Annotated in this window: 13 protein-coding genes and 1 pseudogene; 6 read left to right on the forward strand and 8 right to left on the reverse strand. The window is 67.8% G+C overall.

All coding sequences use genetic code 11. The annotated features are described in order from the left end of the window. Positions 1-3 precede the first annotated feature (3 nt). A complete protein-coding gene (locus MARKY_RS00840; RefSeq protein ID WP_013702979.1) occupies positions 4-846 on the forward strand; it encodes an SDH family Clp fold serine proteinase in 843 nt (280 codons plus the stop codon). Here the strand turns inward: MARKY_RS00840 and prpB are convergent. The 5 genes from prpB to MARKY_RS00865 are packed head-to-tail and all read right to left on the reverse strand — an operon-like array spanning position 830 to position 6,046. Then, on the reverse strand, positions 830-1,729 hold the full coding sequence (prpB, locus tag MARKY_RS00845; protein ID WP_013702980.1) for a methylisocitrate lyase: 900 nt from the start codon (positions 1,727-1,729) through the stop codon (positions 830-832). The two genes, MARKY_RS00840 and prpB, sit on opposite strands and share 17 nt — an antisense overlap. A 14-nt stretch (positions 1,730-1,743) precedes the next feature. After that, positions 1,744-3,123: an MmgE/PrpD family protein gene (locus MARKY_RS00850; RefSeq protein ID WP_013702981.1), complete on the reverse strand. Its 1,380-nt coding sequence runs from the start codon at positions 3,121-3,123 to the stop codon at positions 1,744-1,746. Beyond that, complete coding sequence (locus MARKY_RS00855) at positions 3,123-4,640, reverse strand: tripartite tricarboxylate transporter permease (RefSeq protein ID WP_013702982.1); 1,518 nt, start codon at positions 4,638-4,640, stop codon at positions 3,123-3,125. Before MARKY_RS00855 ends, MARKY_RS00850 begins: the two co-directional genes overlap by 1 nt. After that, the gene (locus MARKY_RS00860) at positions 4,641-5,075 is read right to left on the reverse strand and encodes a tripartite tricarboxylate transporter TctB family protein (RefSeq protein WP_013702983.1); all 435 of its coding nucleotides are present in this window, start codon (positions 5,073-5,075) and stop codon (positions 4,641-4,643) included. Further along, on the reverse strand, positions 5,072-6,046 hold the full coding sequence (locus MARKY_RS00865; protein WP_013702984.1) for a Bug family tripartite tricarboxylate transporter substrate binding protein: 975 nt from the start codon (positions 6,044-6,046) through the stop codon (positions 5,072-5,074). Before MARKY_RS00865 ends, MARKY_RS00860 begins: the two co-directional genes overlap by 4 nt. Before the next feature lie 246 nt (positions 6,047-6,292). Here MARKY_RS00865 and MARKY_RS00870 point away from each other — a divergent pair. After that, positions 6,293-7,312: pseudogene (locus MARKY_RS00870) on the forward strand (Gfo/Idh/MocA family protein); the annotation flags it as partial. Here MARKY_RS00870 and MARKY_RS00875 read toward each other — a convergent pair. From MARKY_RS00875 to MARKY_RS00885, 3 genes are read right to left on the reverse strand one after another with little or no spacing between them, the layout of a single operon-like run. Next, positions 7,309-8,394, reverse strand: a complete 1,086-nt coding sequence (locus tag MARKY_RS00875) for a saccharopine dehydrogenase family protein (RefSeq protein WP_013702986.1) — start codon at positions 8,392-8,394, stop codon at positions 7,309-7,311. The pseudogene MARKY_RS00870 and the gene MARKY_RS00875 sit on opposite strands and share 4 nt — an antisense overlap. Positions 8,395-8,454: 60 nt before the next feature. Next, positions 8,455-8,946 (reverse strand): DedA family protein, encoded by a 492-nt coding sequence (locus MARKY_RS00880; RefSeq protein ID WP_013702987.1) that lies wholly within the window; start codon positions 8,944-8,946, stop codon positions 8,455-8,457. 7 nt (positions 8,947-8,953) lie between these two features. Next, positions 8,954-9,889: a calcium/sodium antiporter gene (locus MARKY_RS00885; protein ID WP_013702988.1), complete on the reverse strand. Its 936-nt coding sequence runs from the start codon at positions 9,887-9,889 to the stop codon at positions 8,954-8,956. 577 nt (positions 9,890-10,466) lie between these two features. Here MARKY_RS00885 and MARKY_RS00890 point away from each other — a divergent pair. From MARKY_RS00890 to MARKY_RS00905, 4 genes are read left to right on the forward strand one after another with little or no spacing between them, the layout of a single operon-like run. After that, complete coding sequence (locus MARKY_RS00890; RefSeq protein WP_013702989.1) at positions 10,467-15,488, forward strand: RecQ family ATP-dependent DNA helicase; 5,022 nt, start codon at positions 10,467-10,469, stop codon at positions 15,486-15,488. After that, entirely contained in the window at positions 15,485-16,750 is a 1,266-nt protein-coding gene (locus MARKY_RS00895; protein ID WP_013702990.1) for a magnesium transporter CorA family protein, read from the forward strand. The genes MARKY_RS00890 and MARKY_RS00895 overlap by 4 nt, the downstream gene beginning before the upstream one ends. Then, positions 16,747-17,232, forward strand: a complete 486-nt coding sequence (locus MARKY_RS00900; protein ID WP_013702991.1) for a hypothetical protein — start codon at positions 16,747-16,749, stop codon at positions 17,230-17,232. The genes MARKY_RS00895 and MARKY_RS00900 overlap by 4 nt, the downstream gene beginning before the upstream one ends. Beyond that, entirely contained in the window at positions 17,207-18,886 is a 1,680-nt protein-coding gene (locus MARKY_RS00905) for a hypothetical protein (protein ID WP_013702992.1), read from the forward strand. Before MARKY_RS00900 ends, MARKY_RS00905 begins: the two co-directional genes overlap by 26 nt. Positions 18,887-18,945: the final 59 nt, after the last annotated feature.

The following is an 18,945-nucleotide window of genomic DNA, read 5'->3' on the forward strand; positions in this document are numbered from 1 at the left end:
CCTATGGATATCTTCTTTCAGTTGTTCTGGCTTTTCTTTATCTTCTCGGCCTTGAGCCCCTATATCACGCAGCAGACCCTGTTCTCCGCCCGAGCGCGTAAGATCGCCGAGCTCGAGCGCAAGCGGGGCAGCCGCGTGATCACCCTGATCCACCGGCAGGAGTCCGTGAGCCTGTTGGGGATCCCCTTGAGCCGCTTCATCAACATCGACGACTCCGAGCAGGTCCTCCGCGCCATCCGCATGACCGACAAGGACGTGCCGATCGACCTGGTGCTGCACACCCCGGGCGGGCTGGTCCTCGCGGCGGAGCAGATCGCGGAAGCCCTCAAGCGCCACCCCGCCAAGGTCACGGTCTTCGTGCCGCACTACGCCATGTCCGGCGGGACCCTGATCGCGCTGGCCGCGGACGAGATCGTGATGGACGAGAACGCGGTCCTCGGGCCGGTGGACCCCCAGCTCGGCCAGTACCCGGCGGCCTCCATCCTCAAGGTCCTCGAGACCAAGGACCCCAAGGACATCGAGGACCAGACCCTGATCCTCGCGGACGTGGCGCGGAAGGCCCTCGATCAGGTGAAGCGCACCGTGAAGGGCCTCCTCGCGGACAAGTTCGGGGAGGAGAAGGCCGAGGAGGTCGCCGCGCTCCTCAGCCAAGGCACTTGGACGCACGACTACCCCATCAGCGTGGAGGAAGCGCGCGCGATGGGCCTGCCGGTCTCCACCCAGATGCCGGCCGAGGTGTACGCCCTCATGGACCTCTACCCGCAGGCGCACGGGGGCCGGCCCAGCGTGCAGTACGTCCCGATCCCCCAGCAGCGGGAAACCCCACGGCCTACGGGGCGTCGCTAGCCTCGCCCAGCGACCGGTCCAGCGCCTCGTACGCCGCGTACCCAAGGAGCGCGTACAGCTCCGCGCGGGTCTGCATCCGCGGCACCCAGCGGGCCGCGGACCCCTCCCGCCGCAGTGCGGCCAGCACCCCCTCCACCGCCTTCATCGCCGCGCGGAGCGCGGTGACCGGGAAGATCACGATCCGGTACCCCCACGCGAACAACCGCGCCGCGGGCACGAGCGGCGACCGCCCGAACTCCGTCATGTTCGCGAGGAGCGGGGCCCGCACGCGCCGGGCGAACGCCCGGAACTCCGCCGCGGACTCGAGCGCCTCCGGGAAGACCACGTCCGCCCCGGCCTTCAAGTACAACTCGGCGCGCGCCACGGCCGCCTCGAACCCCTCCGGGCCGCGCGCGTCGGTGCGCGCGACGATCACCAGGTGCTCCCGCGCCCGGCGCGCCGCGGCGATTTTCTCGGCCATGACCTCCGCCGCGACCACCGCCTTGCCCGCCAGGTGGCCGCAGCGCTTGGGCATCACCTGGTCCTCGATCTGGATCGCCGCGGCCCCCACGGCCTCGAGCTCGCGCACCGCGCGCGCCACGTTGAGCGCCCCGCCGAACCCGGTGTCCGCGTCCACGATCACCGGGAGGTCCACCGCGCGCGTGACCCACCGCACCCCGTGCACCACGTCCTCGAGGGTCAACAGGCCCACGTCCGGCAGCCCCAGGCTCGCCGCGTACGCTCCCCCGGAGAAGTACAGCGCCTTAAACCCCTGCCGTTCGGCCTCGAGCGCCACGAGCGCGTTGAACACGCCGGGCGCGAGCAACGCCTCTTCCGCCTCCAGGTGCCGCCGGAGCCGAAGGGCGGCGGGTTCATTCGTCTTGGGTTTCACGAGCCAGCTCACCGGGCCTCCTTCGCTTACACCACCATCCGCGCGGACAGCGCCCCGACCTCCCCTAGCGCCTCCAGCTCCCAGACCATTCCCTCCACGGCCTCGGCCTGCGCCGCGCTGAACATCCCCTGCACGTTCGCGCGGTACTTCGCGCGCACCTCCGCGTCGCTCATGGGGTTCGCCGCGTGCCCCCGCGGGTGGCGCACCTCCTGGGTCAGCATCCGGCCGTCCGTGGTGTGCACCGTGATGCGGTGGGGCACCCCCTCCGGGTACCCCCGGCTCAGCTCGGGGGCCTCCTCGAGGGTGACCTTCTCCGCGAGGAAGGCCCTAAGCCTCGGGTCCTGGATCCGCTCCGGGGCGAACGTCGCCCGGCTCACCGCCCCGTCCAGCAAGGCCACCGCGACGATGTAGGGGAGGGAGTGATCCGCGGTCTCCCGCGTCGTGGGGGCCCACTTCTCCGGGTCCTTCGCGATGATCTCGTAGGCCGTGCGGAAGGTCTCGATCCGCACCCTGGCGATCCGCTGGGGGTCCCCGAGGGCCTTGTGGAGTGCGAGGGCCGCCTCCACCGCGCTTTGGGCGTGGTACTCCACCGGCCAGCGCTTGAGGTGCGTCTTCAGGACAGCCGTGGGCGGATGGCCCGCCTCGAGGCCCGCGAACGCCGCCTCGTCAAAACCCGCGCCTCCCAGGAGCTGCTGCACGAACCCCATCTCGCCCTCGAACGCCTGGGGCGGGCCGGTCACCCCGTGCGCGGCGAGCGTGGCCGCGAACACCCCGCCCCGCGCGGCCGCGGCGGCCGCCGCGCCCTTCCACATGGAGAGCTCCCCCGCGCGCGTCGCGCGCATCGCGGCGTGCGGCACGACCGCGAGGGCCAGGGCGTGCTCGAGGGCCGCTGCCTCGAGGCCCAGCAGCCGGGAAGCCCCGAGCGCGGTGCCGATGGTGATGTAGTTCACGTGGTCCCAGCCGTGCGCCCGGAGGCTCGCCGCGTCGCAGAGCCGCACCGCGACCTCGTACGCGAGGGCCGCGGCGACGAGGAACGCCCGGCCATTCGCGCGCCGCCACTCGGCCACAGCGAAGAGCGCGGGGAGCATGTCGCTCGGGTGCAGCGGTTCCCTGGAGAGGTAGGTGTCGTTGTAGTCCAGGTACCGCACCAGCACGCCGTTCGCGAAGGCCGCGACCTCGGGCGCGGCGCGCGCGGGCGTGCCCCAGAGCCGGGCCCCTTCGGGGTGCGGCCGGGCGTACGCCCAGGCCCGCGCGGCCTTGGGCAGCGCCTCCGTGAAGGCGGCGATGCCCACGCCGATCGAGTCCAGCACGCGCCGCTTGACCTCGTGCACCGTGGCGTCTGGAAGGTCCTCGTACCGCAGCTGCGCCGCGTACGCCGCGAAGCGCTTCAGGTACCGGTCCCCCATCACGCCTCCCCCTCCTCTCCCTGCGGTACCCGGACCCGGAAGAGGCGGCCCAACAGCCACGGGGCGATCAGGCTGAAGGCCGCAAGCGCCCACAGGGCGATGGCGATTGGGCTTCCGAACAGGATTCCAAGGTCCCCGTTGCTCAGCGCGAGCGCCCGGCGGAAGTTCACCTCCATGAGCGAGCCCAGGACCAGCCCCAGGATCACCGGGGCCAGGGGGAAGTCCATCCGACGCATCAGGTACCCGAGGAGGCCGAACGCGCTCATGAGGAGCAGGTCGAAGGGGCTGTTGTTCACCGCGTACACCCCGATGAAGCTGATCGCCACCACCGCGGGCACCAAAAACCAGCGGGGCACGGTCAGGATCCGCACGAAAAGCCCCACGAGCGGCAGGTTCAGCACAAGGAGCATCAGGTTCCCGATGTACATCGAGGCGATCAGCCCCCAGACCACCTGGGGGTGCTGCTGGAACAGCAAGGGGCCCGGCACGATGTTCATGCCCATGAGCGCCCCGAGCAGCACCGCGGTCGTCCCGCTCCCGGGCACCCCCAGCGTCAACAAGGGGATCAACGCCCCGCCCGAGGCCGCGTTGTTCGCGGACTCCGGCGCGGCCACCCCCCGGATATCCCCCTTGCCGAAGGTCCCCTCCCGGTCGGAGTAGCGTTTTTCGAGGGTGTAGGAGATGAAGCTCGCGATCGAGGCCCCCGCCCCCGGAAGCACCCCGATGAAAAACCCCAGGACGCTCCCCCGCAGGATCGCGCCCAGCGAGAAGACCAGCTCCTTAAGCGAGATGTAGGTCCGCTCGACCCGCGCGCGCACCGGCCGGATCAACCGGCTCTCCTCGAGCAAGAACAGCACCTCGCTGATCGCGAACAACCCGATCGCCACCACCAAAAAATCCATCCCGTCGTACAGCTTGAGCTGCCCGAAGGTGTACCGGGGCACGGCGCTGCCCGGATCGAGCCCCACCGTGGCCAGCATCAGGCCGAGCAGCGTCGCGATCAGGGCCTTGGCCAGGTTCCTTCCGGCGAGGCTCGAGATCGTGGTCATCGCGAAGACCATGAGCGCGAAGTACTCCGCCGGCCCGAACCGGATCGCGAGCCGCGCGAGCCACGGCGCGAAGAACATCAACCCGATCACCGACAGGGTCCCCGCGACGAACGAGCCGATCGCCGCGACCGCGAGGGCCGGACCGGCCCGGCCCTGGCGGGCCATCTGGTACCCGTCCAGCGTGGTGACGACCGAGGCGGTCTCGCCGGGGACGTTGAGCAGGATGCTCGTGGTGGACCCCCCGTACATGGCCCCGTAGTAGATGCCCGCGAGGAGGATCAGCGCGGACTCCGGCGGGAGCCGCAACGCGAAGGTGAGCGGCACCAACAGCGCCACCCCGCTGATCGGCCCGATCCCCGGCAGGACCCCGATCAGGGTCCCCACGAGCGCGCCCATAAAGGCCAAGAGTAGGTTCAGGGGCTGGAGGGCCACCTCGAACCCCAGGGCGAGGAAGGATAGGACCTCCATCTACCCTCCGAAGACCCGCCCGACGGGCAGGGGGATCCCCAAGGCCCACACGAACAGCGCGTACAACCCCAAGGAGAGCGCGAGCGCGGCGGGAAAACTCGCCCGGGCCCGCCCCCCGAAGAGCAGGCCTAAAAACCCCACCTCGAGCGTGGTCGCGAGGATGAACCCCAGAGGCACGAGGAGGTACGCGTACCCCACCAGGCTCCCCAGGGCGAGCCCGGCGTTCAGCCAGACCGCCGCCTCGGGCCACGCCGGCTCGGGGTCCGGCCGCGCGAGGAGGTAGGTGCTCGTGAGGGCGAGGAGCCCCGCGAGGAGGAGCGGGAAGGCCTTGGGGCCTACCGGGTCCGTCACGAAACCGACCTTGAGGCGAACCGCCTCAAGGCCGTACCACAAGGCCAAACCCCAAAGGAGTGCGCCGACGATCCGGTCGGTCATTGGATCAGGCCGAGCTCCTCGGAGATCTCACGGATGGACTGGACCTGCTCCTTGACGAAGGCTTCGAACTCCGCCCCGACCATGAAGAAGGGGGCCAGCCCGTTCTGCTCGCGCACCTCGGCCCACGCCTCCGACTGGCCGAGCTGGGTCAGGGCCTCCACCCAGAAGGCGTAAGCCTCCTCGGAGATTCCGGGCGGCGCGTAGAACCCGCGCCAGTTCGCGCCGATCACGTCCACGCCCAGCTCGCGCGCCGTGGGCACCTCCCCCAGCGCCGGGATCCGCTCGGGCGAGAGGACCGCCAGCACGCGGATGTTTCCGGCTTCCGCCTGGGCGACCACCTCGGAGACGTCCCCGGTAAAGGCCTGCACCCGGCCGCCCAGCAGCTCGATCATCGCCGAGCCGCCACTGCTAAAGGACACGTACCGGATCGACGCGAGGTCCGGAATGCCCGCGGCCCGCGCGAGCAACAGGACCTTCAAGTGGTCCCAACCCCCGGCCGCACTGCCACCCCCGAAGACGATCCCGTTAGGATCCGCCTTAAGGCGCTCGAGCAGCTCCGCGAGGGAGGTGATGGGGGAGTCCTGCGCCACGGCGATCACGCCGAAATCCGCGCCGAGCGCGCCGAGCCAGCGCACGTCGTCCGCGGTAAACTCCGCGTACAACCCCTGCGCGAGGCGCGTGGTGGTCGCGGTGCTCGCGGCCACCAAAAGGTTCTCGTCCCCCCGGCGTTGGGTGACCGCGTGGGCGAACCCCACCCCGCCCCCGCCGCCGGGCATGTTGGTCACCTTGATGGGGCCGGGCACGATCCCCAGCTCAGGGAGCAGCCGAGCCGCGATCACGCGGCAGGTGAAGTCCCAGCCCCCGCCGGGATCCGCCGGGGCGATGCACTCCACGTTTTTCGGCGTGAAGGCCAGCGCGCTGCCTGTAAGCGCGAGGGCCACCAGGGTACCCAGTACCGTGAACCGGTTCATACGCCTCCCTTCTCCACCCCCAAGCCGGGGGAGGCCCGCACGTCAGCGCAACCCAAAAACAGGTTTGCTCGCGATGATGCAATCTATTCTACACCACGCGTCCTCTCCCGCACAACGCGGTAAAGCAACGCCCGCCGGGCCGTGTTGACAGGCCCCTCCCGCCGGGCGTAGGATTGCGCTACCCACGCGCGACACAGCCGAACCGCCGGCGCTCCTCCCAGCGGCCAGCGCGCGAGAGGGGAGGCGAAGATGGTACGCATCGGGATCATAGGCGCGGGCTCATGGGCCAAAAAAGTGCACGCCCCGGCCTTCCACGCCGCGGGAGCAAAGATCATCGGGGTGTACTCCCGCACCCCCGCGCGCGCGAACGCCCTCGCGCAAGCGTACGGCGCCCGCGCGTACAGCGCGTACGAAGCCCTCCTCGAGGATGTGGACGCGGTCACGATCGCCACCCCGGACGACACCCACGCCCCCTACGCGACCCAAGCCGCGGCGCGCGGGGTGCACGTTTTCGTGGAAAAACCCCTGGGGCGCAACGCCGCCGAGGCCCAGGCCCTCCTCGAGGCCGTCCGGAAGGCCGGCGTGATCGGCATGACCGCCCTCACCGCGCGCGGCGACCCCGCGGCCGCGCACGCCCACGCCCTCCTCGCCTCCGGCGCGCTGGGCACGCTCTACTACCTCCGCGGCGTCTTCCACGGCGCGTACCTTGGGGACCCCACGACCCCCACCCCCTGGCGGGCCCAGGCCCAAATCGCCGGTCCCGGCGGCGTGGTGGGGGACCTCGGCCCGCACCTCTTCGACCTCGCCCGGCACCTCACGGGCCTCGAGTTCCGCGAGGTGCTCGCCCGCACCCAAGTCTGCCTCGAGCGCACGCCCCCCGCCACGAACCCCGACGCCGCGGCCATCCTGGCCCGCATGGACGGCCTGGACGCCCTCCTCTCCCTAAGCCGCGTGCACGTGGGGGAACCCCAGCGCCTCGAGCTCGAGCTCCAGGGAAGCGCGGGCGCCCTCAAGCTCCGCCTTGGTCCCGAGGGCGGTGCCCTCTGGCGCGCCGAACGGCCCGGCACCTACGCGCGGCTCGAGCCGCCCATCCCGCCCACCCAAGGGTGGGGCCGCCCCCAGTTCCTCACGCTCGCGCGGCGGTTCCTGGAGGGGATCCGGCAAGGCACGCCCCCCCAGCCGAGCCTCGAGGACGGCCTCGCGGCGCAACGGGTGGTGGACGCCGTAGTGCGCAGCGCGGAACGGCACGCCTGGCGCGCGGTCTAGTCCACCGGCGCTGCCTCCGCGCGCACGCCGTACGCCTCGAGCGCCTCCCAGAACGCCATGTGCGGGAACCCCTCGGCCTCCGGAGCGAACGCGCCCGTGCGCTCCACACGCCCCTCTGCGAGGAACAACGCGCCCAGCGCGAGGGGTACCCCGGTCAGGTCCCGCATGCGCCCCGCGCCCCAGTACGCCTTGCGCTGGCCTGCGTGGCTCCCCTCGACCCGCCAGGCCGAGGCCGCCACCCCCGGCGAGAGCCGCTCGAGGGGCGGGAGGAGGGGCTTGAGGAGGCGCGAGACCCGCTCGCGGCGCGCGTGCGTGCGGAACAACCCCAGCCGCGCGAGAACCCCCCCCAGGCTGTTCAGGAGCTGCTCGGAAAGCCCGCCCTTCAGCTCGACGCGCGCCACCGGCAGGTACCGCGGCAGGGTCACGGGCTCCGGGTGGCCCAGGTAGTAGTTCAGGACCGTCCCCACCGGCGGAGGGAAGGCCACGGGCTCCGGCGCGCTGCCCGCCGGCACCCACTCGAACAACCCGTCCACGAACCGGGGCACGAACCCGTTAAAGGCGTACAGGGTGTGCAGCACGACCGCGTGCCCCTTCGCGTCCGCCGAAGCCCCCGCCCAAAAGATCCGCACCGCCTCCAGCCCCCCAAGCTCCGCATAGAGCCGACGCGCGGCCAGGTTCGTGAGGCCCGGCGTCCAGCCCAGCCCCGTGATGATCGCGATCCCCTTCTCCCGTGCTGCCGCGTCCAGCTCGAGCACGGCCTTGGCCGCCTCGTGGTCGTCGCACAGCGAGACGTACGGCACCCCCGCCTCGAGGGCCGCTTCGGCCAGGGGCCGCTCGAACAGGTAGAACGGCCCCAGGGCGCTGGCCACCGCGTCCAGGCCCGCCAAGGCCGCCACGAGGGACGCGCGGTCCCGCGCGTCCACGGCCTGGAAGCGCACCCGTTCGAACCGCTGCTCGAGGGCCCGCCCGGCCTCAGCGTTCGCGTCGAGGACCCGGACCTCCTCCACCTCGGGGCGCTCCGCGAGGACCTCTACCGCCCGGCTCCCCATGTCCCCGCACCCGCCGAGCACGCCGATCCGCATACCCGCCTCCCTTCCCGTGCTTACCCTCAGGGTAGCACGCCCAAAGCGCGGTCGCGGCGCTTAGCTCACGAGCTTTAAAACCCCTTTGGCCAGCGCGTACCCGAGAAGCACCAGCCCCCCGCTCCACGCGAGGCTAGCCAACGCCACCCACAGCACATACCGCCCCCACGGCACGCCCGCCGCCCCCATGAGGAACGGGACCAGCGTACGCGCCACGGGCACGAACGGCGCGAGGAGGACCGCCCCCGCCCCGAACCGCCGCACGAACCGCCGGGCGCGCTCGAGGTGCTCCGGCCGCGCGCGCCGCTCAAGGGCCGGCCCCAACCGCCGCCCCCAGAAGAACCCCAGGACCTGCCCCAAGAACGCCCCGGCGTACGTCGCGGCCAGGAGGGGAAGAAGCTCGAGATGCCCCGCGGCAGCGAGCCCCCCCAGGGCGAGGAGCAGGCTGTCCCCCCCGGGCACCACAACCCCGAAGAGGAACCCGGTCTCCGCGAGGAGGATTACGAAACTCCCCAGGTAAGGCGCTTGCTGGATGAACTCCGCGTACCCCATGGGGCCCCTAAGCGTACAGGAGGATGACGTACCCCAGGTACGCGAGCAAAAGCGCCGCGCCTTCCCGACGCCCCAGCCGGTACCCGGTATAGAGGAACGGCCAGACCAGCACGCTGAGCCCCAGCATCACCCCAAGATCGAGCTGCACCGCGTGCGTCGCGACAGGCACGGGACGGACCAGCGCCGTGACGCCCAGGATCGCGAGCACGTTAAACACGTTCGAGCCCACGAGGTTCCCCAGCACGATATCGCTCTCCCGCCGCGCCGCGGCCACGAGCGCACTCGCGAGCTCCGGGAGGCTGGTCCCCACCGCGACCACGGTAAGGCCGATCACCCGCTCGCTCACCCCGAACCCCCGCGCGAGGTCCACCGCGCCCTCCACCAAAGCGTCCGCGCCCAGCACCAGCAGGCCCACCCCCGCCCCGACCCCCAACAGGTCCCTCCACACAGGCACACGGTCCGCGCCGTACGCTTCCACGAACTCGGCCTCCACCTCCGGCGGCTCCCGCTCCTGCCTCAAGAGGTACACCAGGTACACCCCCAACAGCAGCAGCAAAACCGCGGCGTTCGCTCGAGTCACCATGCCGTCCTGCACCAGCCCGAACATCAGGACGCTCACGCCCAGCATGAAGGGCACCTCGCGGCGCAAAAACCGCGCCGTGGTGCGTAGGGGGGAGATCAACGCGGCCAAGCCCAGGATCAACCCCAGGTTCGCGATGTTCGATCCCACCACGTTCCCCAGCGCGACCCCCGGCGCGCCCTTAAGGGCCGCGGTCACGGTGGCCGCGAGCTCCGGGGCCGAGGTCCCAAAGGCCACCACCGTGAGCCCCACCACCAGGGGAGACACCCCCAGGGCGCGGGCCAGCCGCGTCGCGCTCCGCACGAGCGCCTCCCCGCCCAAATACAAGAGCAGAATCCCGAGAACCAGCAGCACCCAACTCATCGGGCCTTAGCCTACCCGAAGCCCCGCCGCGCCTGTACCCGGTCTGCACCCGGTTGGGGAAGCGAACGCTTGGGGTGGGGGGAATAGACGCACCTTCCCGCACCCGTCACCGCCCGGGCCGCGGCCCTCGCTCCCAGATCCTGCGCGTGGTGCCCCTAGAAGGGCAGGCGCTCGAGGCGGCGCGCGCGGGGGGCTTTAGGAGCTTGCGTTGGGCGCGACCGAGGCCCTAGGGGTAAGGGAGGGCCCTGCCCTGACTGACAGGGGTGGGGTTACGTACATACAAGGCGGACGCGGCGGTTCGCTGTAGCGTGGGGGGCAAGCCTCGTGCTGACTAACTTCGCGGTGATGCGCCTTCCTAGCTGGGGAACAGTCAAGGTGTTCCGACCCTTCCTACACCCAGCTTGGCCGTGGGGTCCATACCTCCTTTACAACCGGGGGGAAGGATAAGAAGGTCGCCCTGCACCGCATGTGCTCGCGGGATTCCGCCACCAAGCGGCATACGTTCGACCGCCTTTGGGAGAGGCTAAAATAACCCAAGTACGGAAGAATTCGTAGCTAGAATTGTGCACGTAGGGCAATGAAACCGTACGTTTTTATCGACTTAGAAGCGACGGGTACGGACCCTAACCAAGCTCAAATCCTGCAGATCGTAGCGTATAAAGAGGGCGCTGCTCCCTTCGAGGCTTTCGTTGACACTCCCGAACCCGTTTCGGATACGGACGAGATCTGGGGGTTTGTCGGATTTTCCCGGGAAAAGTACGATCGCCACAAGCGCCCGTTGGAAGAAGTATTAAAGGAGTTGCTCGAGTACGTGGGCGATCAACCGCTCGCCGGTCATAACATCCTCTTCTACGACATCCCCCTCCTCGAGCGCTGGCTAAGGGCGTGCGGCCTTGCCTTACCGCCCACCCCTGCGCTGGATACCCTGCGCTTGGCCCACTTGATCTTCCCGACCCCTCCCGACGAACGGCTTCGCGGTTATGGGCTGGGCGACCTGTACGCCTACTTTTTCGGGCGGCCCCTGGTCGGGGCGCACGATGCGTTGTTGGACGTGGCTGCTAACCGCGAGGTGGCTCGAGAGCTTTACAGGGTTGGAAAGCAGCGCGTGCCTCCGCCCGTTTTGGCGTTATGGGCCCACCTGGGGCTGGAAGAGGCGCGGTTTCTAGGGGCGGATCCCCCGGAAGACCCCGCCCTTTCCCTGCAAGAGGTGCTGAAAACCAAGCCCGGCATACCGTGGGTCTATAACGAGCACACGGAGGGCACGAGGGGGTTCCCTCGGGTGTGGGAGGATCCCGAAGCCCACCTTTCGTTACTCGGTTCGGTGCGTCCTCCGCAGATCGAGATGATGCGAGCGGTTCACGCGGCCTTCCAGGAGGGACGGCCCGTGATCGTTCAGGCGCCCACGGGGACGGGAAAGACGCGGGGGTACCTGTTCCCCACCCTGTACCAGTATGCTTCCCGAGCGGGCGGAGACGACATCCTGCCCACCGTCATCGCCACCCACACCAAGGTCCTACAGGATCAAGCCATCCGAGAACTTGAACGCATCCGGGATGCCGGCTACCGTGTTTCCGCGGTCAACATCAAAAGCGCACGGGATTACTTGTGCCTCGAGGCTTTAAAGGAGTTGGTTGAGGAGCACCCGTTCGTAGATGAGGCCGAGCGGGCCGCTACGGGGCTTTTGCTGCACTACGCATTCCGGGGAGGGTACGACCTGGAAGCCTTGCCGTTCTACTGGCATGGGTCTTCCGGATACCGGGCGGCCCTGTTTAAGGCACGCACCCATCCCGAGCGGTGTGTCCGGGGTAGGCACCAAAACTGCGCGTACTACATCGAGCTGGAACGGCGGAAACGGGCCAATGTATGGGTCACCAACCAAGCCTGGCTGCTGGCCCACTTCGGGGGAAACCCTGAGGGGGATGCCGAAGCGTCAAACGAGGACGCAGAGGAACCACAAAAAGCGTTCTACTTAGTGATCGACGAGGCGCATAACCTCGAGCATCAAGCCACCGAGGCCTTTACCCGTAGGGTGAGCGGTGAGGCGTTGTTGCTCCACCTCCAGCGCCTCTACAACCCCCAAAGGCGCACCGGGCTGTTCCGTGATGATGCCCGCCCTCTGCGGATCCTGGGACAGGAAGCGGAAGACGCGAAGCAGATAAAAGAGAGCTTCTCTAAAATCAGGAATCAACTGGTTCCTGAAGCGCTAGAAGCCCTCGAGGCTTACAGCGCATCGATCGTCCACTTCGTGAAACAACACGGCCACGGGAACCCCCAGTACCAACTCACCCTAGAGTACAGTCCCAGGCTACAGCAAAAAAAGGAGTGGCCGGAACTGCGCCGTGATGAGGAACGGCTGGTCGCTCGCTTGAAGGCCCTCACCCACACCCTCCGCCAAGCGGTGCCTAAGAACAGCCGGTTGTGGTTCCGGGTGAAGCCTACCCTCGAGTACTTCAAGGCGTTCTGCGATCTTGCGCGGGAGCGGGCGGGACTGTTCAAGGACGGTATGGACCCGAGCGTAGAGAACTTTGTGTACGAGGCCCGGGTTAACCACGAAGGGCTTTGGGAGCAGGTCGCCCAGCCCGTGGACATCTCGGTTGCTCTCGGTCGCTTATGGGAGAGGGCCAAGGGGATCGTGCTCACGAGCGCGACGCTGGACCTAGGGGACGAGTTCAGATACGTCAAGCGGGTGCTGGGCCTCGAGAACGCCAAGACCCTGAAGCTCGAGTCCACCCTGCCCTATCACAAGGCCCACCTCATCATCCCCACCCACCTCCCCGAGGCGCGCGGAAGCATGATGCGGCGCTTTTCGGGGATGCTCCACGAGGAACTCAAGCACCTCCTGCCGGCCGCGCATCGGAGCCTCACCCTGTTCACGTCGAAGCAACGGCTGCACGAAGCTAAAAAAGCCCTGGAGGAACAGGTGCCCCACCTCCGCGCCCCGCTACGGCGTACGGAACGGGAGGAAGCCCTTCAATTCATGGCGGACGGGGCGAGGCCGGGGCATATGCTGGGCTCCCGTTCCTTCATGGAAGGCGTGGACTTCCCCAACCTCAAGCTGGTGAACCTCGAGCGCATCCCGTTCCCCGTTCCCTCCTTGCTGCTTTCCAGGCGCGGCGATCTAGCGGAAAGCCAGGGGTTGGATCCGTGGGCGGACGTCTACCTCCCCCAGGCCATGCTCGGTTTCGTGCAGGCGTTTGGCCGCCTGATCCGGGACGATCGCCAGGATGCGGGTGAGGGGGCGTTCGTGCTTTGGGACAAACGCATCATCAACGCCCTTTACCAAACGAGGTTCTTCAACGCCCTACCAGACGGTGTGCACCAGCACGTGCCCGTTTCCCGGGACGCGTTTTATGACCTGCTCGCCCCCGTTCTCGAGGTGGAGCGCGCCCGCCTTCCCCAAGGCGAGCTCCTGGACGAGGACCTCAAAGCATTACGCCGCATTCAAGAGGGGCCAGGCACGCCCCTCGAGAAGGCGCTCGAGGTGGTTCGCACCTTCTGGAAGAACCTGGACCTAACCCGGGATGCGCGGGGTCGGACGCAGCTCGAGGGCATCGAGGCGGCCCTCAAAGGACGGCACCTGTTTGTGTTCTTACCCACGGGGTACGGGAAAAGCCTGATCTTCCAGGTACCTGCCCTGGTGCAGGGAGGGCTGACCGTCGTGATTTCCCCGCTGAAAGCCCTGATGTACGACCAGGTGGAGAAGTTGCGGGACCGGGGGGTTCCCGCGGCCCGCGTGGACTCGAGCATGCCGGCCGCGGAACGAAAGGCCGTCTACGACGAGGTCCGCAGGGGACGCGTCCACCTGCTCTACACCAGCCCGGAGCGTTTAACCAAGGACCAGAACCTCAAGCGGTTGCTGCAGGAGATGGCCCGGGCCGGCCAGCTCCACCGCTTCGTGTTCGACGAGGCGCACTGCGTCGTGGAGTGGGGGCACGACTTCCGCCCCGATTACCTGGAGGCGGCTCGGTACGTCCGTGAGGAGGTCGGTAGGGAGGTGCCCATCACGGCTCTGACGGCCACCGCTCCCGTGAAGCTGCGCAACCAGTTGCGGGAGGCGCTGGGCCTGCAGAACGCCGAGGTCACGGTCCTGGAGCGCTCCCACGACCGGCCAGAGATCCGGTACTACACCTTCGCGTACCGGGGGAGCGACGCGCCGATCCAGAAGCTCGCCAAACTGACCCAGATCCTCGAGTGGATTGACGGCCAGGAGCCGGGGGGCAGCGTGATCGTTTATGTAGCCACGCGGAGGATGGCCGAGCGGTTGGCCTGGGCCCTGCGGCGCCTTGGTTTTGTGAGCGAGGCTTACCACGCAGGCCTGTCCGACGTGATCCGCGCGGAGGTGCAGGGGCGGTTCGAGGAGGGGGAGACCCCCATCGTCGTGGCCACCAACGCCTTTGGCATGGGGATCGACAAGAGCAATGTACGAGCGGTCATTCACTTCGATCCCCCGCAGAGCCTCGAGGCCTACCTCCAGGAGTCGGGACGGGCGGGACGGGACCGCCGTCCCGCCTACGCGGTGCTGTTGCACGCCAGTAACGATTGGGGCTTGATCCGGTGGCTCGCGAAACGCTTGGGCCACGATGAGTCGCACCTGGACGAGCTGCTCGAGTACCTCCGTGAGGAGGGGCCGTACTGGGGGTACCACAGGGACCTCAAGAAACGTCTCGACGACGCGGTAGGAGAGGGGGGACCAAGCCTGGACTCCCTGGACCGCCTGCTCAGCCACGCGGCCCGGTACGACCTCGTCCGGTACGAGTACAAGCCGGGGCGCATTGGCATCGTGGTGGAGGATCCGGAAGCGCTGGATGGGTTCTTGGGCCCGGAGGCCGCCCAGGAGCTGCGCAAAGCCAAGGTCGGCAGCGTGCACCAGGGGGCGGTTGTTCTGGATATGGCCCGGATCTCCCCCAAGAAGGCGGAGTCGCTCGCCGACAGCCTGTACCACGCCTGGCGCGAAGGGGTGGTTCGGAGCTTCGTGTACTGGGAGCCTGCGCTCTACGTAGAGCGCGGCAGCGGTGGGGAGAAAGGGCGCGCCGAGTGGCGCGAAGCGCGTCAATCCATGCAAGAACACGCCGAAGCGCGCGTTGAGGCTATGAGGAATTACGCGACGACCAACCTCTGCAAGCGGGAATTTCTCCTGCAGTACTTGGGTGAGGCAGCCTCTACGTGCGCGGGGTGTGGCGTGTGCGCGCGGAACCGCGAGCCTTGGGCCTTGGGGCGCAGCCTGGACCTAGAGGCGATCGCGCACGCATACCGTCCGGATGAGGTCATCCTGCGGTTTTTCCAGGAGGTGAGCGAACGGGGCCAGCACGGGCTGGGGTTGCGTAAAACGATCAACGCGCTGCGGGGTGTCCCGTGGCTCTTCGTCGCCGGAGAGGCGGAAGAACTCCCCCGCTGGATACAGCACAACACCCAGTTCGGTCGCCTGGCCTTTGTGCGCGAACGAGAGATCAAAAGCGCGATTGAAACCCTGTGTAAAAAGGGTTACCTAAAGAAAGAAGCATTTAAGAGTGGCTACACGTACGCCATCACCGATGCGGGCCGTGAAGCGCTGGCAAAAATGACCCGCCGCCACTTGAAGCGAAGCGAGGTGGTTGTGTGAAGGACCGCTTGCCCGAACTGGTGGAGGCCATCCTCCAGGAACCCAACCTGGAGTCGGCTCGCCTGCTTTTGAAGGCCTATCCCAAAGGAGCCTTGGCCCACGCCTTCCGAAGGTGCTTTAAACCTCACGACCCGACTGCCGCGCGCCTCGTGAGAAAACCCCTTAAGCAAGTGAAGGACGAGGACGTCCTGGACAACCTCGAGCGCATCCATGCCAGCGCGGAAGAGACGCTGAAGCACCTGATTGAGGCTTGGTTGGAGACCGCCTCGGAGCAGCTGGAGGCCCTGGCCCAAGGGCGATGGAATCCCGAGTGGAAGTGGCCCACGCCGGACTGGTGGAGGGCCGCCGCGACGGTACTGGAGCGGTTAGGGCACACCCCGCGCTGGACGGTCCTGGCGGAGGTCGCCGGCAGCGCCCCAGTGATGCAAACCGCCCCGGACGCAACGGAAGTGGAGCGTTTGCGCAGCCAGGTCCGTGAACTCCAGGACCGGGTGCGCAGGTTAAGGGAAGAGAAGAAACGCTTGGCGCGCCAGTACGAGGAGCGAGAAAGGGCGCGCGCGGCCCAAGCGCGAGAGGTGCATGAGCGCGTGGAGGCCGAGCGGGACGCGTGGCGGCAGCAGGCCGAGCGGCACCAGGAGGCGTTGCGGCAAGCCCAGCAAACCCGGGCGGAGCTCGAGCGGCGCCTTCAGGACCTGCAGGAGGCAGTGGCGCGCCGGTTGAGGGAGGTGCAGGAACTCCAGGAGCAGTGCCGCGAGTACGCGCGTACGGTGGCGGAGCTACAGCGGGAGAACGAACGCCTCCAGGCCGAGCTCGAGCAGGCCAAAACCGCCCTGCAAGACGAGTGCGAGCGTAGGGGGGAGCTGCAGCGGGAAAACGCCCAGCTCCAAACTGAGCTTAGGCAGGTCAAAATCGCCCAAAAGGCGCAGGTGTCCCTGCCGGGCGCGGCGTTGGAGCGGGCGTGGGTCATCCCTTACGAGGAACTCGGGGGGACCTCCAGGGAGCGCCTCATCCACCTAATCGAGGTCTACCAAGCCGCCCTGGATCGCCGGCCGAACCCGCTGCTGTACGAGCGCACCAACTGGGCTGCTTTCTCCGCCGAGGAGCCCGAGGGGGTGCTGCTGTTGGGAGCCGAGCGCTTGCTCTGGGATTTGGCTTGCCTCCCGATCGCTCGGCTTTTACGCAGCGAGATCCTCGATAAAGAAGCCCTGTTCTACGCCCTGACGCACCGGTACTGCTCGCCTCGCCTCGAGGAGCAGCGATGACCCCTTGTGAAGAGCGCCTACGCCACGCGGAACACGCCTGGAAGCAGGAACGGCAACGCGCGGAGCGCCTGGAACAAGAGTGCCGACAGTGCCACGAACGCCTGGTCGCGCTCAAGGGCGAACTCACCAGGATGCGTGGCCTGGAGGACGAACTCCGCCGGTGCCGGCAAAAGCTTGAGGATCTGGAGGCCTTCAAGGCGCGCGTTACCCGCCCGCGCTTTTGGGTGCGGGAGTTCGCCGAAACCTTTGCCGAAGAGCTGGACAAGCTCGAGCCGCTCCTCACTCCCGGCGGGACCGGTTCTGCCTCGGGGGAGGCGGTGGCTTGGGCTGAGGGGCTGGTGCGCCTCCTGAGGGCCCTAGAGGATCAGGGGTACGAGCGGCAGCGGGTGGAGGACGCCCGGCGGTTGCTCCTCGCCCTTTGGGTCTGGCTGCGTTGGGAGGAGGTGAAGCACCTCTTTGAACTCGACGAAAACCTGGGATGAGGTCCTGGCGCAACTCAAGCGGGAAGGGCCGGTAACCGCTCGCCTGAGTCTGGAAACCTACGAGCTCCTCAAGCAAAAAGCCTCCCGGATGTGGCGGCGGTTGCGGAGCGGACGGTACTCCGGGTGGGTGCGCTGGAGCGAGGAGGAAAAGCTGGCGTTCCTGGGGTTTTTGCGGGGGTACACCCTGTACCGGGAGGTTCCCGAAAACGAGCGGCAGTTTTGGGCTCATTTCCACCGGGAGCTGGGGTTAAAAGCCGGAGCACAGGTGCGCCAAGCCCAGTACGACGCTTTATGGGACGCCCTCAGCTCGCACCCTGAAACCCGCCCCCACCTGGTGGTGACGGACGGACGGCGTCTTTTCGTGCAGACCATCGACCGCATCTGGGGCGTGCGCGGTTTGCGGGCCCGTGAGTTTGCGGATCTGTGCCGCATGTACCTGAAGGACCACGCGGGCCGCTCCGTCGACGCCGAGCTGCTGCGGAAACTGAACCCCACGCTACCCGAGGGGGTGCTGCGCCAAGCCCCGACCTACGACCGCATCCTGCGGGGCTTGGTGCACGCGTTGGATGCGCTCAAGGAAAACCCCGAGATCGCGGCCGCGTACCTCGAGGGCAAAGCCTCTAAAGCGGATCTGGACGCCTACTTACGGGGGTGCGGCCTGATCTTTTCGCAGCCCAACCCCCTGATGTTTTTACGGCACAAGTCCGAAGCGACACTGCGGCAGCTGCTTCAAGAAGCCCTTGACGCGAGGGGGTCCGGCCGAACGGTCACCGCCCAGGACGGGCAGCAATCGAGGGGAAGGGCGGACCCGGTGGTGGTGTCTCTCGAACGCCTCGAGAACCCCGAGGACCTTGAACTGCAGATCATCCCCAACGTCGAGGGGGCCGTGCTTGCGGAGGGCGTTTATGTGACCGGGGAGGTGCAGCTCATGGATGGGCGCTGGGCCCGCTTCCAGTGGTGCCCCCGTTGTTCCCCGGACGGGGAGGCGGAATGGTCCCGGCCCGAGCCCTCCCCAATCGAGGTCGGCAACGTACGCTTGGAGTTTTCCCTGAAGGCACCGGAGGCGGCGGCCGTGCGCCTGAGGGACGCTCGCACGCACCAACCGCTCGAGGTGCTGCGAAGCTGGGGCGAGGAATGCATCGAGTTCCTCCTCTTTGGCCAGGCTAAAAACAAGCCACTTTACTTTTCCTTAAGGAGCAACCCGGTCGCGCGCGCACAGAACCTCAAAGCCCTGGTGCCGCGTTCCGTGGACGAGCTGCTGATCGAGTACGACGCGGGGCATAAACACTTCGTGTTGCTGGGGCGTTACCCTGTTCGGCTCGAGCCGCGGATCCTGGACCTCCGGGCTATTTGGGAGGGCCAAGAGATAGTGGTGGAGGTGCGCTTTCAACCGATGCGAGATGGGGGGTTAGAGATCTGCGTCGAGGCCCCCCTTCAGGATACGGGAGTTGCGCGTTCCTTTGAACTCAATGCTGAAGGGTACGTTAAGGCGCGTATCGACGGTTTGTCCCGGTGGGTTCCGCTCACCGTTAGGGCCGTGGTCAGCGCCCCTACCGGAAAATCGGAGCGATGCATAGAGGTTCCTGTAAACCTGGACCTTAAGGAGCGGATACGTACGGGAATCGCTTGGGCGGGTCGGATACGGCCGGGTTGACATGTCGAATCACTTCTATGTGATACCCTCGTTTGCGACTTGACCTGAGGGTTTTGATC

The sequence above is a fragment of the Marinithermus hydrothermalis DSM 14884 genome, assembly GCF_000195335.1.
Lineage (GTDB): Bacteria > Deinococcota > Deinococci > Deinococcales > Marinithermaceae > Marinithermus > Marinithermus hydrothermalis.

What these genes read in the sequence shown, in the direction of transcription:
- MARKY_RS00840 (WP_013702979.1), top strand. Translation starts at nt 4, where the DNA reads ATGGATATCTTCTTTCAGTTGTTCTGGCTTTTCTTTATCTTCTCGGCC.
- MARKY_RS00850 (WP_013702981.1), bottom strand. Translation starts at nt 3,123, where the DNA reads ATGGGGGACCGGTACCTGAAGCGCTTCGCGGCGTACGCGGCGCAGCTG.
- MARKY_RS00855 (WP_013702982.1), bottom strand. Translation starts at nt 4,640, where the DNA reads ATGGAGGTCCTATCCTTCCTCGCCCTGGGGTTCGAGGTGGCCCTCCAG.
- MARKY_RS00860 (WP_013702983.1), bottom strand. Translation starts at nt 5,075, where the DNA reads ATGACCGACCGGATCGTCGGCGCACTCCTTTGGGGTTTGGCCTTGTGG.
- MARKY_RS00865 (WP_013702984.1), bottom strand. Translation starts at nt 6,046, where the DNA reads ATGAACCGGTTCACGGTACTGGGTACCCTGGTGGCCCTCGCGCTTACA.
- MARKY_RS00875 (WP_013702986.1), bottom strand. Translation starts at nt 8,394, where the DNA reads ATGCGGATCGGCGTGCTCGGCGGGTGCGGGGACATGGGGAGCCGGGCG.
- MARKY_RS00880 (WP_013702987.1), bottom strand. Translation starts at nt 8,946, where the DNA reads ATGGGGTACGCGGAGTTCATCCAGCAAGCGCCTTACCTGGGGAGTTTC.
- MARKY_RS00885 (WP_013702988.1), bottom strand. Translation starts at nt 9,889, where the DNA reads ATGAGTTGGGTGCTGCTGGTTCTCGGGATTCTGCTCTTGTATTTGGGC.
- MARKY_RS00890 (WP_013702989.1), top strand. Translation starts at nt 10,467, where the DNA reads ATGAAACCGTACGTTTTTATCGACTTAGAAGCGACGGGTACGGACCCT.
- MARKY_RS00900 (WP_013702991.1), top strand. Translation starts at nt 16,747, where the DNA reads ATGACCCCTTGTGAAGAGCGCCTACGCCACGCGGAACACGCCTGGAAG.